This window comes from Blautia acetigignens, from assembly GCF_025566865.1.
Taxonomy (GTDB): Bacteria; Bacillota; Clostridia; order Lachnospirales; family Lachnospiraceae; genus Blautia_A; species Blautia_A acetigignens.
The window spans coordinates 17,481-32,990 of record NZ_JAOQJM010000013.1; the positions used below are offsets into that span (position 1 = coordinate 17,481).

At 45.3% G+C, this 15,510-nt stretch carries 15 protein-coding genes and 1 tRNA gene; 3 read left to right on the top strand and 13 right to left on the bottom strand.

Features of this window, described 5'->3' with window-relative positions:
* Positions 1-5 precede the first annotated feature (5 nt).
* Both pyrF and OCV70_RS13975 read right to left on the bottom strand, forming a co-directional pair.
* Complete coding sequence (gene pyrF / locus OCV70_RS13970) at positions 6-932, bottom strand: orotidine-5'-phosphate decarboxylase (protein WP_021925394.1); 927 nt, start codon at positions 930-932, stop codon at positions 6-8.
* 94 nt (positions 933-1,026) lie between these two features.
* The gene (locus OCV70_RS13975) at positions 1,027-2,325 is read right to left on the bottom strand and encodes a dihydroorotase (protein WP_021925395.1); all 1,299 of its coding nucleotides are present in this window, start codon (positions 2,323-2,325) and stop codon (positions 1,027-1,029) included.
* A gap of 334 nt (positions 2,326-2,659) precedes the next feature.
* On the opposite strand from OCV70_RS13975, the gene OCV70_RS13980 reads away from it, so the two are divergent.
* A complete protein-coding gene (locus OCV70_RS13980) occupies positions 2,660-2,860 on the top strand; it encodes a cold-shock protein (protein ID WP_008705499.1) in 201 nt (66 codons plus the stop codon).
* 116 nt (positions 2,861-2,976) lie between these two features.
* Here OCV70_RS13980 and OCV70_RS13985 read toward each other — a convergent pair whose 3' ends face one another.
* Both OCV70_RS13985 and OCV70_RS13990 read right to left on the bottom strand, forming a co-directional pair.
* The gene (locus tag OCV70_RS13985) at positions 2,977-3,228 is read right to left on the bottom strand and encodes a hypothetical protein (protein WP_117854029.1); all 252 of its coding nucleotides are present in this window, start codon (positions 3,226-3,228) and stop codon (positions 2,977-2,979) included.
* 78 nt (positions 3,229-3,306) lie between these two features.
* Entirely contained in the window at positions 3,307-4,146 is an 840-nt protein-coding gene (locus OCV70_RS13990; RefSeq protein WP_021925397.1) for a DegV family protein, read from the bottom strand.
* Positions 4,147-4,305: 159 nt separating this feature from the next.
* Between OCV70_RS13990 and OCV70_RS13995 the strand changes: the two genes are divergently transcribed.
* Positions 4,306-4,809 (top strand): DUF5721 family protein, encoded by a 504-nt coding sequence (locus OCV70_RS13995; RefSeq protein WP_117854031.1) that lies wholly within the window; start codon positions 4,306-4,308, stop codon positions 4,807-4,809.
* A gap of 2 nt (positions 4,810-4,811) precedes the next feature.
* Here the strand turns inward: OCV70_RS13995 and OCV70_RS14000 are convergent, their stop codons facing one another.
* The 6 genes from OCV70_RS14000 to OCV70_RS14025 form a co-directional block, all read right to left on the bottom strand.
* Positions 4,812-5,141, bottom strand: coding sequence for a sporulation initiation factor Spo0A C-terminal domain-containing protein (locus OCV70_RS14000; RefSeq protein WP_117854034.1), 330 nt, complete (start codon positions 5,139-5,141; stop codon positions 4,812-4,814).
* Positions 5,142-5,381: 240 nt separating this feature from the next.
* The gene (htpG, locus tag OCV70_RS14005; protein ID WP_117854036.1) at positions 5,382-7,448 is read right to left on the bottom strand and encodes a molecular chaperone HtpG; all 2,067 of its coding nucleotides are present in this window, start codon (positions 7,446-7,448) and stop codon (positions 5,382-5,384) included.
* Positions 7,449-7,698: 250 nt separating this feature from the next.
* On the bottom strand, positions 7,699-10,392 hold the full coding sequence (locus OCV70_RS14010) for a COG1470 family protein (RefSeq protein WP_243000300.1): 2,694 nt from the start codon (positions 10,390-10,392) through the stop codon (positions 7,699-7,701).
* Positions 10,393-10,600: 208 nt separating this feature from the next.
* Entirely contained in the window at positions 10,601-10,858 is a 258-nt protein-coding gene (locus OCV70_RS14015; RefSeq protein ID WP_117854038.1) for a glyoxalase, read from the bottom strand.
* A gap of 17 nt (positions 10,859-10,875) precedes the next feature.
* The gene (locus OCV70_RS14020; RefSeq protein ID WP_117854040.1) at positions 10,876-11,544 is read right to left on the bottom strand and encodes an HAD family hydrolase; all 669 of its coding nucleotides are present in this window, start codon (positions 11,542-11,544) and stop codon (positions 10,876-10,878) included.
* Positions 11,541-12,143: a Maf family protein gene (locus OCV70_RS14025; protein ID WP_117854043.1), complete on the bottom strand. Its 603-nt coding sequence runs from the start codon at positions 12,141-12,143 to the stop codon at positions 11,541-11,543. The genes OCV70_RS14020 and OCV70_RS14025 overlap by 4 nt, the downstream gene beginning before the upstream one ends.
* 153 nt (positions 12,144-12,296) lie before the next feature.
* Here OCV70_RS14025 and OCV70_RS14030 point away from each other — a divergent pair, with 153 nt between their 5' ends.
* Positions 12,297-12,725, top strand: a complete 429-nt coding sequence (locus tag OCV70_RS14030) for a hypothetical protein (protein WP_117854045.1) — start codon at positions 12,297-12,299, stop codon at positions 12,723-12,725.
* A 125-nt stretch (positions 12,726-12,850) separates the two neighbouring features.
* On the opposite strand, the gene OCV70_RS14035 is transcribed toward OCV70_RS14030, so the two are convergent.
* From OCV70_RS14035 to OCV70_RS14045, 3 genes are all read right to left on the bottom strand, one after another.
* Complete coding sequence (locus OCV70_RS14035; protein WP_117854047.1) at positions 12,851-13,243, bottom strand: 4Fe-4S binding protein; 393 nt, start codon at positions 13,241-13,243, stop codon at positions 12,851-12,853.
* A gap of 235 nt (positions 13,244-13,478) precedes the next feature.
* Complete coding sequence (locus OCV70_RS14040) at positions 13,479-15,146, bottom strand: glutamine--tRNA ligase/YqeY domain fusion protein (protein WP_021925406.1); 1,668 nt, start codon at positions 15,144-15,146, stop codon at positions 13,479-13,481.
* Positions 15,147-15,340: 194 nt separating this feature from the next.
* Positions 15,341-15,413 (bottom strand) — tRNA-Thr (locus tag OCV70_RS14045).
* Between the last annotated feature and the right edge of the window lie 97 nt (positions 15,414-15,510).

Consider the following 15,510-nt stretch of genomic DNA (forward strand, 5'->3'; position numbering starts at 1 on the left):
TCCTCCTAGCGGTTTTCCAGTGCTTCGCTGATATCCTGTACCATGTCTTTTACAGCCTGGCGGGAAGCATCCGCATAGTTTGCCTCACCAAATTCCGCATATTTCTCCTGTTTGTAGGCTGCAATAATTCCTCTGGAAGAGTTTACAATCGCGCCAAGTCCGTCCTTGTTGAAGAAATGTACAAGGTCAGCGCCCTTACCGCCCTGTGCACCGTATCCAGGTACCAGGATGAAGGTTTTCGGCATCAGTTCTCTTAATACCTTGCCCATTTCCGGATAGGTTGCGCCTACTACCGCACCTACATAGCTGTAGCCGTCTCCCATAAAGTCAGCGCCCCACTCTGCTACCTTCTCACCAACCCACTCATAAACCGGGCGGCCTTCTGCGATTCTGTCTTGGAACTCGCCGCTGGACGGATTGGAAGTCTTAACCAGCACGAAAATTCCCTTTTTCTCTTCTTTGCACACATCTACGAAAGGTTTCACGCCGTCAGTTCCAAGGTATGGGTTTACAGTCGCAAAATCCTCATCAAAGGGTGCGTAGGTCTTGCTTCCGATCTGAATCTTTCCAAGATGTGCAGTTGCATAGGCAGCGGATGTGGATCCGATGTCGCCTCGCTTAATATCTCCGATCACCACCAGGTTCTTCTCCTTGCAGTAGTCAATGGTACGCTTGTAAGCTGCAAGTCCCGGAAGTCCGAACTGCTCGTACATAGCAATCTGGGGCTTCACTGCCGGGATCAGATCGTATGTAGCATCTACGATTCCTTTGTTAAACTGCCAGATTGCCTCTGCAGCGCCCTCTAAAGTCTCGCCGAATTCCTTGTATGCATTCTCCTGGATCTGCTTTGGAATGTAGTTCAGCATTGGGTCTAAGCCTACTACAATAGGCGCACCTGTTTTCTTGATATTTGCAATAAGTTTGTTGATCATGGATGTTGTCCTCCTGGATATATTTTATAGGAAGCCAGGCACCACAGGGCATGGTCTGCCAGGATGCCGGTCCTGTTGTTCACTTAAAATAGGATTATTTCACTGCGGATGGATCTGTGTAGACCACTTTGCCGTCGCAGATGGTGTACAGGATCTTTCCTTTTACTTCTTTCCCCTCAAACGGGGTATTCTTTCCTTTGGAAACAAAGTCTGCTTTATGGATGGTGTATGGATGCTTGATATCTGCGATCACTACATCTGCCGGATGACCCTCCTGCAGGGTTCCGCAGGGCAGATTCAGAATCTTGGCCGGATTGTAGCTCATCTTCTCCACCAGCTGGGAAAGAGTCAGGACTCCTGTCTCAACCAGTGCGGTGTAGCTAAGGGCAAAGCTGGTCTCAATTCCTACAATTCCAAATGCTGCGGTGCGCATGGAACCGGTCTTGTCCTTCTGGGTATGAGGAGCATGGTCTGTGCTGATAACCTGAATATAGCCTTCCTTCAGGCCTTCGATCAGGGCATCCACATCCTTTCTGGTACGAAGAGGCGGATTCATCTTGTAGTTAGGATCGTCTCTCTCAATATCATCGGATGTAAGAATGAAGTGATGGGGGCAAACCTCTGCGGTTACATTCTGAATGCCCTCTTCCTTCAGCATTTTCATCATAATTGCCACGCCTCTTGTGGAGCAGTGGCACAGATGCAGCTTCGCCCCTGTCTCAATGGCAAGAAGAGAATCTCTTGCTGCAATGGTATCCTCTGTGGAATTGCAGATTCCCGGAAGCCCCAGACGCTTTGCATTCTCGTCATCGTTCATGCAGCCGTCCCCGCGAAGAGTCATATCCTCACAGTGGTCAAAAATAGGAAGTCCAGCTTTTACTGCTTCTTCCATGGCCTGCTTGCAAAGGCTTGCTTTCATAACGGACTTGCCGTCTTCTGAAAGAACAGGCACGCCTGCAGCTGCCATTCCTGCAATGTCAGAAAGCTCGCATCCAAGTTCCCCCTTGGTCATGGCTCCTGCCTGAAGCACATGGATGGGGGAAACCTGAGCCGCTTTGTTTTTCACATAGTTGGCACGGTCCGGACAGTCAATCACCGGAGTGGTATTCGGCATTGCCACAACTGTAGTCACACCGCCTCTTGCCGCTGCCTTCGAGCCGCTTTCAATGTCTTCCTTCTCAGTCTGTCCCGGATCACGGAAATGCACATGCAGATCCACCAGTCCTGGCATTACCACCATTCCTCTGGCATCTATGATCCTGTCATCCTTATCCTTTACCTTCAGCTTCTCTCCGATTTCCTGGATCACGCAGCCGTCCAGGTAAACATCTGCAATCTTGTCCATCTGGGACGCCGCATCCACAACACGACCGCCCTGAATCAGAATACCCATTTGATTCTCTCCCTTCTGGTATCTATCAAAAAATACACTTGGCATATGTTAGATTATATCACAACTATCATACACGAAAACGTTCATTTAATAAAGACTTTTTTTCCACAAGTATCTGTTTGGCCGCCAGAATTGTTTTTTTTTCACACAAATTTAATTCTCCTTGACTTTTTCTGGTGCAGGTTATATAATCAATCCATGTCGAAGATTATTTAATGTAAAATCACTAGTTTTTAGAGATTATATATTTACATGATATAGTCTGTAAAATCTGGTGATTTTTTTTCGCCAGAACAGTATTATAATTTTTTTATTTTTTATGGAGGTAACTCAAATGAACAAGGGCACTGTAAAATGGTTCAACGCTGAAAAAGGTTATGGTTTCATCACAGGAGAAGACGGAGCTGATGTATTCGTACACTTTTCTGCAATCAATGGTGAAGGCTTCAAATCTCTTGAAGAAGGCCAGGCTGTAACATATGACTTAACAGAGGGCGCTCGCGGAATGCAGGCAGCTAACGTTACTAAGTTATAATTGAGGCAAAAAATTCCCCTCGGATGATTCCGGGGGGATTTTTTTAACCTTTTATTGAAATTTATGAAAAATGAATGCCTGACAGATTCGGTCTGGCGGCAGGCTGCCGAATTATTTTATTCGGCGTCTCCGCTCAGTCCGTTCAGATAGGAATCCAGTGCGGAGGTATCCATAACAGTCTCTGTCTGTACGGTCTCCTGTCCCTCTGTTACCTTGCCATAGACAGAGTAGCCAATCCAGCATACAGCAACAATACATACAACAAGTGCTGCAAGCTTCTCAAGATTCAGGATCAGTTTCTCTCTTTTCATGATTTTCTCACGGTTTGCTTTCTCTGCTTTGTAAGCATCTACTTTCTTCTGACTCATAGTAGCACGTCTCCTTTGCGATGAAATATCGTCTTAAGTGAGTATAGCACACTTTTTTCAAAAAAGGAAGCGTATTCATTATACCGCTACAATAATTCCACCGTCATTTGCATACATGCTGCTGACTCCGGCCGTGTTAAGTACCACGATGTCGGTCAGCTTCATCTTCTCCTGGATGGCTTCCTTGAGCATCTGAGCCTTCTTGGGGCTGTTGCAGTGTGAAATGGCAAGCACCTTACTCTCACTGTTCTCCGTAGCTTCCATAATCTTCTCCACCATCTTTACAAGAGCCTTGTTCATGCCTCTGGCCTGGTCTAACTGGCAGATGCTGCCTTCCGGTGTGGAGCCCATGATCGGCTTGATCTTAAGTGCAGTTGCCACAAGTGCCTTCACACGGCTGAGACGGCCATTCTTGCGAAGGGTCTCCAGATTCTCCAGAACGAAAAATGTATGCTGCTCTTCAATATATTTATTCACCACGCTGATGACATCCTCAAAAGGAAGTCCAGCGTCCTCGCACTGTGCGATCTTCATGGCGATCAGGGTCTGTCCTACGGAAGCAGAGCGGGAATTAAACACGTGAACCTGCTTATCCTTCCTCTCCTCATGAAGAAGGCTTGCTCCAAGAACAGCGCTGTTGTAGGAACCGCTTAATTCAGAGGAAAGAGTCACGCAGTACACATGATCTGCCTCGCAGTCAAATGCCTTTCTGTAGCTCTCTGGAGACGGGCACGCTGACTTGGGGCATTCCGGGCAGGCTGCAACCTTCTGAAGGAAATCTGCCTGGTCAAAGGTCTCGTCATCAATTATATTCTCACTTCCCACAGTAAGCGTCAGCGGTACAGATTCAAATCTCTCATCCTGCTTCCACTGCTCCAGAAGTTCTCCGCAACTATCTATAACAATTTTATAGCTCAATTATATCGTCCTCTTTTCCATGCTATGTAGTTTTAAATACCACATCTATATTAACACATTACTACATGTTTGAAAAGAGTTTTTTCTTTCCTTTTTTGGCAATTTGCTTTATAATGGTAAATACTTATGAATTTGTTTTTCCCGTGAAAGGAGGCACCTATGCTTGCCCTGAAAATCACTGATCAGAAAGATTTCACAAACAAACTTTTTCTCGGCGACACCTTCGACCTTTTTTGGCTGAACCAGGCCGAGATCACCACAAGCAATCTCTTTACCATTGACGGCAGACTGCAGACTGAATTTTTCGACAATGACCAGCAGGAATTTTTAAGTTCCAGCCATCGCACCTACTCACTGTGGAAAGAGGTGAAGCCCATCTGCTATTCCATCATCCGCGGGAAGCGTTCGCCGCTTTCCTTTAAGATCGTGCTTCAGTTTTCTCCCAATAAAGCTGCTGCCCTGCTTCAGAACTCGTCCCTTCCTTTTCCCCCGGAACAGGTGGCGGGACTATATCTGAACCTTCAGTACAAAAACAAAACCCTTCTTTGCACTACCGGCACTTCCCTGAAGACCTTTTTCCCGGGCAAAGAACTGGACCATCTCTGGGAGCAGTATGTAACGGAGTTTTTCAGTCATAATGAGATTTCCGCTGAGAGCTTATAGTCTCAGCTCTCCTCATCCGTTCCCAGATAAAATGCGATCATGTCTACGAATTCACTGTTCGTTGGTCTGTATTCCAGAGGATATCCGGCGATCTGTTCCAGCCTTTCCCGATGATTTTCCCAACATACATTTACAATAGTACGGATATCATGCTCTATATTGGATGGTTTGGATTTAAATTTCTTTGCCAGCCTTGGATAAATGTCCTTTGTGATCTTCATCGGTCTTTCCTGAAATTCCATAGTCATCCGTATAGCTTCTGCCACAAAATAATATCCTTTGTATTTTGATGTTGCACCTAGTTTACGTATCGTTCCGTATACCTCTTTCATGTTAAGTCCCTCCCACAATTAGTTACTCCTGCATCTGCAGTTAGCGAATTTTTGCCTCTATATATAATACGAATTAATTTCCAGTTTTTTAGCTTTTTGAGATAATTTTTTTATAAAAATGTAAAAAATTTTAGGATTTTCGTCCTGGCGGTTTTTACGCATGCAAAAAACAGTCCCGCCAGGAGGGATTTCCCCTGTCCTGGCGGGACTGTCTTTTATTTAGAATCCTGACATCTTAATTTATTTGGTAAGCATAAGCAGGATCTCGTTGCTTCTCTGTACAAATTTGGTCATCTCTTCCGGAGAGAGCTGCTTGTGGCTTAACATTGCAAGATCGTAGAGTTCCTCACAGATTACCGGAGTCTTCTCAGAATCCTTGTTGCCAGCAACAAACTGAACCAACGGATGCTTGGCATTGAGCACCAGAGTCTCCTGGCCGCCAAACATAGACGGATCCATGCCGTACATATTGTACATCTTCATCATATCCTGCATACGGCGGCTTTCCTCGGAAAGTGTCATCATAGCAGCAACCTTCTCATTCTTCAGGTTCTCCACCTTCACTTCCAGCTTGTCGTTTTTCAGGGCGCTGCGGAATACTTCTGTAAGTGTCTTGGATGTCTCTTCATCAGCAGCACCGTCCTCGCGAAGTTCCTCGGAAAGGTCTGCATCAATTCTCTTGAACTGGATGGTCTGATCTTTCTGCTCTAAGTGGGAAATAAATGCGCTGTCAATGTTGTGCTTCAGAACAACCGCATCCTTGCCTGCCTCACGGAACATATTGATGTACTGGCTCTGCTGAACCTCATCTGTTACATAGAAGATGGTAGTCTTCTCAGGCTCTTTCTCCTTGGAGTCTTCTTTGTTCTCTTCTTTGGCTTCTGTGGTTTCCTCAGCCTTTGTCTCGGTATTCTCTTCCGGCTTCTTGTTCTCCTCGATGCAGTCTTTCAGAGTGAGATATTTGCCGTCAATGTTCTTGAAAAGAATATAGTCATTCATCTTGTCTGCAAACTTGCTGTCCTTGATGCAGCCATATTTGATAAATGGGCTGATGTCATCCCAGTATTTCTCATAGGACTCACGGTCTGTCTTGCACATTCCGGTAAGCTTGTCTGCAACCTTCTTGGTGATGTACTCGGAAATCTTCTTTACAAATCCATCATTCTGCAGGGCAGATCTGGATACGTTCAGCGGCAGATCCGGGCAGTCGATCACACCTTTGAGAAGAAGCAGGAACTCCGGAATAACCTCTTTAATATTATCTGCAATAAATACCTGGTTGTTGTACAGCTTAATGGTTCCCTCAATGGAATCGTACTCTGTATTGATCTTCGGGAAATACAGGATACCTTTCAGGTTGAACGGGTAATCCATGTTCAGATGGATCCAGAACAGAGGCTCCTTGTAGTCCATGAATACCTTGCGGTAGAATTCCTTGTATTCCTCATCTGTGCAGCTGTTCGGATGCTTCATCCACAGCGGCTGCGGGTCACTTAAGGATACCGGACGCTTGTTGATCTTTACTTTATCCTTGGCAGGAGAAACTTCTACTACTTCTTTCTCCCCTTTGTCGTTCTCTTTCTCCTCAGTCTTGGCATCCTCGTGGATATGTTCTACAACCACATCATCCTCGCGAAGCTCGGACTCATCGATGGTCTCATATTCCTGAGGAGCATTCTCCTTGGAAAGATAAATATTCACAGGCATGAAAGAACAGTATTTCTCAATCACTTCTCTCATACGATACTCATTGGAGAACTCTGTGCTCTCATCATTAAGGAACAGGGTGATTTCAGTACCAACTGTGGTCTTATTGCCATCCTGCATATCATACTCTGTACCGCCGTCGCAGGTCCAGTGTACCGGAGTTGCTCCCTCTTTATAGGAAAGAGTATCGATCTGAACCTCATCGGCTACCATAAATGCGGAATAGAATCCAAGTCCGAAGTGTCCGATGATCTGGTCATCTGTTGTCTTGTCTTTATATTTGGAAAGGAACTCAGTTGCGCCGGAAAAAGCGATCTGAGTAATGTACTCCTCTACTTCGTCTGCTGTCATACCAAGACCTGTATCGATAAATTTCAGGGTCTTCTCTTCCGGATTAACGATTACATGAACCTCTGCCTTGTAATCATCTGGAAGTGTATACTCTCCCATAACATCCAGCTTCTTCAGCTTGGTGATGGCGTCACAGCCATTGGAAATCAGCTCTCTTGCAAAAATGTCGTGATCAGAATATAACCATTTCTTTATAATTGGAAAAATATTTTCACTGTTAATTGATAAACTACCATGCTTTTCAGCCATGCAGCTCACTCTCCTTTGTCTTCTAAATTATACAAACTATAGTAATACCAAATTTCCCAAAAGTCAAGAAAAATTTAGCACTCATTCAAAATGAGTGCTAGTAATATTTGTTAATGGATGGAATGATCTATAAAAAAGGTCTGATGTACACGGACATTCCTGCGGTTTCTGCCGCCAAAAAGGGGAAGCTGTTATCAGCCTCCCCTTTCATCATTCATGCTTTTTTATTTTTGAAAAAGCTGAATGCTTATTATTTCTTCTTATTGCGGTAAACAAGAATTCCTGCAATCAGTACCACTGCAATTACCAGAATGATTACGAATGGAAGGATTGGTGTGTTATCACCAGTCTTTACTGCGTTCTTCTGGTTTGCATCGGACTTGTCAGCAGCAGGTGTCAGTGTCTGATTCGGTGCTGCTGCAACGGTGAAGTTCACCTGTTTGGTATCCTGTGTGCCTGTGTTTACCCAGTTGCTTCCATCGAATTTCTGCTGGTTGTAGGTTACCGTTAAGGTGTAGTTACCACTCTTGCCCATACGGAAGGTTGCGGAATATGGAGCTTTGTCCCAGCTTCTTGATTCCAGAACTTCCCAGTTCAGAGGCAGATATCTTACATCACCCTTAATCGGGTTCTCAATGTCGGTTCCTGCTCCAACTGCTGTGAAGGTGATCTTGGTCTCTGTGGTGTAAGAACCATCAGAGCTGATTCCTGTAATTGTGTTCTTGGAAGCATCGGAAACGATCGGTCCGCGGCTTACAGAAACATTTACAGATACGATCAGGTTCAGGTTATCCGGATTGGTCACGCCATCTGGAAGGGTAACGGTACCATTTACAGAGAACTTCTGTGCTTCTGCACTGTTCTGGTTGTAAGCACATCCATTTACATCCCATGCTACGGAAGCGTTCATGTCGCCTGCTGTAGTGGTAATCTTAACTGTGGATGGGAGCTGTAATCCCTCTGCGGATTTCTCCACGCCGTTTGCCAGAGTGATGTCTGCTGGCTTGCTGACTGCGGTAAGCTTAACAGCTGCTTCAGTTACAGTGAAGCTTACAGGGATTACGATTTCTGTGATCTGGTCTGCTTTGATGGAGATGTTCTGGCTGTAAGAACCAGCTGCTAATCCAACTGCAGGTGCTACGGTAAAGGATGCCGTCTGACTGGAATCCAGTTCTGCTACCGGCAGATTGCCTAAAGTGAACTCACTTCCGCTGATGCTTACAGTAAGGTTTGTCAGTTTCACATTGCCTGTGTTCTCAAGAGTTACAGTTGCTGCTACAGGTGCTTCTGTGTAGCCAACCTCTTTGCTGTCAAATTCTACCTTTGAAGGATCTGCAGTCAGCTCCGGAGCTGGTGTCTCCTTAACAGAGTAGGAAACTTTAAGAGCAAGCAGGGTATCTCCAGTCTCTGCATTGACAACTGTTACGGTATCCTCAAAGTCACCAGTCTCGCTGGTATCATTTGGTGTAATGCTTAATGCTGCTGTAGTACTTCCATCTGCTGGAAGCTCAATTTCTTCAGAAGCAAAGGCTGCTGTTACAAAATCTTTATCAGTCTGTACTGCAAGCTTCACAGTTCCGGTACCGGAATTCTTCAGTTTTACAGGTGTAGGTGCAGTATCCGCATCTACGGTAAACTCGCCAAGGTTTACAGTGTTGTCCGTGATTGTTTCATCTGCTGCTTCAATCTTCGGATCATTCTGAACCTCTGGTTCTGATGGAACTTCCGGAGTAGGCTCTGCCGGTTCCTCAGTTGGTATCTGATTGTCGGCGGATGGTTCCTCGGTTGGAGTTGGGTCAGTTGTCGGCTCCTCAGCTGGTGTCTGATCATCTGCTGCCGCTACTACCATATCCGCATTGAAGGAAACCTCTGTACCCTCTTCTGTGGTATAGGTAATGGTATCCTTGTATTCTCCGGCCTCAACGCCTGCTCTTGGCATGATCCATACAGATGTCTGCTCTCCAGCTGCGAGAGGCTCATTGATATCCTGTACCATAAAGTGTTCCGGGCTGATCTCGTTAAAATTCAGAGTACCTGTACCGGTGTTCTTAATGGTGACGGTCTTTGCTATGGAATTAGATTCCTCCTGTGTGAATCCGGCATCTACAGTTCCGAAATCTACAACTGCAGTTCCGTCCTCTGATGCAGTATCCGCTGCTGCCTCAGCTGCATAAGAAACTTCCTCCGGTGCCTGTGCATCCTGCGCATTGTCTGCCTCAGATGCATCGTTGCTCTGACCTTCTTCTGGAATTTCCAGATAGTCTTCTGTTCCAATATCGATTACGCTGTCATCTGTTGCGGTATCAGCCGGCTGTGCAGCATCTGCAGAATCAGCTGCTGAATCAGATGTATCTGTGGTATCTGCTGCTGTCTGGTTCTCTGCCGGCTGCATTTCATCAGCAGAAGCTTCCGGTTCCCCGCCAATATCAATTACTTCGTCCTGAGTATCCTCTGCTGGCTGAGCATCTTCTGCCTGCTGGATATCCTCTGCGGCAGAATCCTCAGCTGCTGTATCCTGTGCAGCTGCAGCATCCGGATCCTCTGTAGTCTCCTGCGGAGCTTCCTCCGGTGTTGCCACGATTTCAACTGTGTTTGCTTTCAGCTCACCAGTTACTCCAAGCTCGGACTTTCCGGTGATCTTCAGCTGGATCTTATTTCCAAGATCATCAGCTGTAAGCTTATAAGTTTTCTCCGTACCAACCTCTGTAAGCTGGTCTCCTGTTTTCCTTGACCAGCTGAAGCTTACGTAGTCATCACTAAGCCCCTCTGGTGTAACTTTGGTATAATCTGCGCTGAGTTCAGATCCTACAGCTGCAGTTCCTTTGATTTTCAGCTTGCCTCCTAATTCTCCGGACGGTACCGCAGAAGCGAATACCAGTGACGGAAGCAAGGAAAGCATCATAAGAAAAGTCATAACCATTGCTATAATTTTCCTAGATCTCATATGCCATCCTCCTTTACATTCCCCTTTTGGCTGAGTCTTAACATTATCGTAACATATTTTAAACATTTCTACAAGTGCTTTTTACAATGCTGTAAACTATGGGTCGCTTTGTAAAATGCTGCACCTGTATCTTTGTTTATGGTTATTATAGCAACCTGATTTTACGTCTATGTAATATGAATTTATCCAACAGGATTACTGGCAGTCCTTATCCCTCTACGATCAGATATTTTCCATCTGGCAGGACAAATACCTCGCTGGCTTCCTCCAGTTCGTCATCGCTCATACCATCCACATCCGCGCCCATACCGGACAGGTATTTACGCACCTCGCTGATGGAATCTGCCACCACTGCCATGCAGTCCTCAAGAAAAGCCTCTGCCTCCTCATAATTCTCTGCTACAGGCTCATCAAAAAGCTGCTCCTGATTTTCCAAAAATGTCTGGATGCACTCTTCTGTATACATCTTATATACCTCCTTTTTTATTTGCTGCATTTTTCCTCATAAAGATCCAGGATGTCTTCCGGAGATTCCACCAGGGCATCTGCGCCGTTCTTTAAAAGCTCTTCTTTTTCCCGGTAGCCCCACAGAACACCTACAGTATACATGCCTGCTGCCTTGCCTGTCTGCATATCCGTTCCGGAATCTCCCAGATACATGCACTCCTCTGGCAGCACGCCAAATGCCTCGGCAATCTTCAGAGGACCATCCGGTGCCGGTTTCTTTCGAATGGAATCGCTCTGGCCCATCACCATGTCAAAGACCTGATCTCCAAACATTCTTTTTACTACCTTCACAGCTGCCTCATGGGGCTTGTTGGAGCATACGCCAAGCTTTACCCCGTTTTGCTTCAAAGTTTTCAAAGTCTCCGGCATTCCCGGGTAATGCTGTATTTTATAGAAAGGATCCTTATCAAATTCCGTTCTGTAAAGCTTACGTGCTTCTTCATAATGTACAAGCTCTTTGTCTCCTGCATCGATCAGAAGTCTTTTTACCAGCATATCTGCACCGTTTCCACAGTAATACCGGTAATTCTCCACTGGCATTGGGTTCAGTCCAAACTTCCGCACTACCTGATTTCCTACAGCTGCCATGGAATCCAGAGTGTAAGCCAGTGTTCCGTCCAAATCAAAAATACATGCTTTTATCATTTTTTTATACCTCTTATGTCTATTCCAAGTTTCTTAAGTTCATATACCAGTCTGCCAACAGGAAGACCTACTACATTATTATAATCCCCGCAAATTCCCTTCACATAGATTCCAAATCCGCCCTGGATCCCATAGCTGCCAGCTTTATCCATAGGCTCTCCCGTTTCAATATAGGCGAGCAGTTCTTCCCTGGAAACAGGATAAAACTGTACATCTGTCTTCTCGCTGAAGGTATGAGCCTGCCAGGTATGTTTTTTCTTAAGCAGGAGCGTCACTCCTGTATAAACCTGATGTGTCTGTCCCTGCAGCTTCCACAGCATACGAAAAGCATCTTCCCTATCCGAAGGCTTTCCAAGAATTTCACCGTCACAGGCAACCACTGTATCCGCGCCGATGATCAGCTGCGGCTCCTTTTCGGCCTGAAGCAGGTCTGCAACTGCAGATGCCTTATCCAAAGACAACTTTTCTACTGTTTCGGCAGGATCTGATGTCTCTGCCTTTTCTTCCCCGCCGCTTACAACCACGGAAAATTTCAGTCCGGTTTTTGCAAGCAATTCCTTTCTTCGAGGGGATCCCGAAGCTAAAACAATTATTTCCATAATCTCTCCTTTTCTGTGTTATCAGTATAACCCTGTGCGTATATCGACGCAATGATTTTTTTCTTTTCTTTTTGTCCCAAAAGTATTACAATAAGGTCAGCCCCATCTGTTTGTTTCCAGGACAGGTGGAGAACCGCGAAAGGAGTATACAATATGGCAAAAATTAACAAATATTGGGGTATGGTTGCCCTTGGTGCAGTGACTGCCGCAGCAGCAGGTGCTGTAGCCGCCGCTTTTGCAAAGCGCAGAGCTTTGGAGCAGGCAGCTGATGCTGAGGATGATTTTGAGGACGAGCAGGAGACTTCCAGCCAGCCGGAAAAAAAGGAAGTTCATGAGGATTTCATTTCCTGGGAAGCAACTTCCGAGGAAGAGACCGCCGAAGTACCGGAAGATGAGGATTCAGCTGAAAATCCTGCCGAAAAGGATTCAGACGAAGATTCAGCGGACGCTGAGGAAACAGATGAGGAAGCCGTAGACAATGCTCTTGAAGAAGCAGAAAAAATTGCGAATGAATTCGAGGAAGATCTTGCAGAAGCAAAAGAAGAGCAGGACAAGGAAGAAGCTTCCATTCATATCGACTGATTTTTAGTCACTGATTTTGACAGATAAAAAATTGAAAGGCCGCTGCCCGGTAATTTCTCCGGACAATGGCCTTTTTAATTTTACAAATACTTATGTGAGGATGCTGGGTAAAGCGCCCTCTCTCATTATGCCTCTTTAATCTCGAGAACATCCATCGGACATGCTTTTACGCAGATGCCGCAGGCGATACATTTGCTTACTGTCTCTGCTTCTTCTGCTTTTACCATTACGCCGAATGGACAGACTTCTTTACATTTTCCGCAGCCTACACATTTCTTCTTGTTGATCATGTATACGCCCTTTGGATTCTGAGTGATGGCACCCTCCGGACAGACTTTTGCGCATTTTCCGCACTGTACGCATACAACTGGTTTCGGGCTTACGCCGTCTTTCTGTACAGAAATTTTGATGCAGGAAAGATCCTCGTCAAATTTCTTGTAAAATGCCTCTGAACAGGCAATTTCACATGCCTTGCATGCCATACATGCATCTTTTTTTGCTACGTTAAGCTTTTTCATTTTGATTTCCTCCGCTTTTGTAATATTTATGATAGTTGTTTTATCCTGCCGAATAGATGAAACTAACTAAAAAACTTCTGCGCAGAACTGCCGGCAATTCCCATAGGAATACCGGCAGTTCACACTGTTATAATAATTATTTAGTTTCACGATTCAGCAGTTAAATACCGCTTTTCAAAAGGCATTCTGCAAAGTAAAGCATGCAGACTGCAAACTTTTTAATCTTCTCCGGCAATTAAGCCTTCGGTAATTTGAAGGAACTCTTAAGGGATACAATACGGTTAAATACCGGTGCTCCCTCCTTGGAGTCGTGGATATCGGCACAGTAGAATCCGTTTCTTACGAACTGATAGCTGTCATAGCCTTTTGCCTTAAGAAGCTCTGGCTCTACATAAGCAGAAACCTCAACAAGGGAATTGGGGTTCAGGTTCAGCTCGCCAGTTTCCTTATCGTATACACCCTTCTCCTCGTCAACAATGTTCTCATAAAGGCGTACCGGAACCTTGCCGGCATTTGTTGCCTCTACCCAGTGGATGGTTCCCTTTACCTTACGTCCGTCAGGTGCGTTGCCGCCTTTTGTCTCCGGGTCATAAGTACAGTGTACCACATGAACGGTTCCGTCATCGTCTGCCTCAAAACCTGTACAGGTTACAAAATATGCGTTCATCAGACGCACTTCTGTTCCCAGGAAGAGACGTTTGTATTTCTTCGGCGGGTCGATCATGAAGTCTTCTCTTTCAATATAAAGCTCTCCGCTAAACGGAACCTTTCTGGTTCCAAGTGCCTCATTCTCCATATTGTTCGGAGCATCCAGGTACTCTACCTGTCCTTCCGGATAATTATCGATCACCAGTTTGATCGGATCAAGAACTGCCATGTAGCGCGGAGCCTTTAATTTCAGATCCTCACGGATGCAGTACTCAAGCATTGCATAATCCACAGAACTGTCAGCCTTGGAAACACCGCAAAGCTCTACAAACTTCTGAATGGATTCCGGAGTATATCCGCGGCGGCGCAGACCGGAAATGGATACCAGTCTCGGGTCATCCCAGCCATCTACGATTCCGGTCTCAACAAGCTTCTTAATATAACGCTTACCGGTTACTACGTTGGTCAGATACAGCTTTGCAAACTCGATCTGCTTCGGCGGATGCGGATACTCAAGCTCTCTTACTACCCAGTCATATAGCGGTCTGTGGTCCTCAAATTCCAAAGTACAGATGGAATGGGTAATTCCCTCGATTGCATCCTCAATTGGATGTGCAAAGTCATACATCGGATAAATACACCAGGTATCACCGGTTCTGTGGTGGCTTACATGTGCCACACGGTAGATAACCGGATCACGCATGTTCATGTTCGGAGAAGCCATATCGATTTTGGCACGGAGAACCTTCTCTCCATCTGCGTACTTGCCGTCCTTCATCTCCTCAAACAGCTGAAGGTTCTCTTCTACGCTTCTGTTGCGGTATGGGCTCTCTTTCCCTGGCTCCTTTAAGGTTCCGCGGTATTCCCTGATCTGGTCAGCACTTAAATCGCAGACATAGGCTTTGCCTTTCTTGATCAGCTTTACAGCAGCCTCGTACATCTGTCCGAAATAATCGGAAGCAAAAAACAGTCTGTCCTCCCAGTCTGCTCCCAGCCATTTGATATCTTCCTTGATGGATTCTACAAACTCAGATTTCTCTTTGGTCGGGTTTGTATCATCAAAACGCATGTTGAATTTACCGTTATATTCTTTTGCCAGTCCTGCATTTAAAAGAATGGATTTGGCATGTCCTATATGAAGATAGCCGTTTGGCTCTGGCGGGAAACGGGTATGAACGGTATCATAAACTCCTTCTGCCAGGTCTTTATCAATGATATTTTCAATAAAATTTTTGGAAACCGTTTCGTTCTCCATGTTTCTCCCTCCTGAAATCCTCTGTTATTTATAGCATATGAATACTATCAGTTAGTCTTAAAGCCTTCTTTTACAGGCTCCAGTTGATTTATCTTATCATAATCCCTCTCATTTTAAAAGTTTTTCTTAATAAAAAGTGGATTTTTTTATATCGTATAAACAAAAAAGTCCTTGAAATAGAATCAAGGACTTTAAGCTGATGACGGGAATCGAACCCGTGACCTCCGCCTTACCAAGGCGACGCTCTACCGACTGAGCCACATCAGCACTCTTGTGCTTCAGCATTTCTGCCGCTCACAGTTGATTATATTACCAGAAGGTTATGCGATTGTCAACAGTTATTTTCAAATTTTTTCAAAAAATA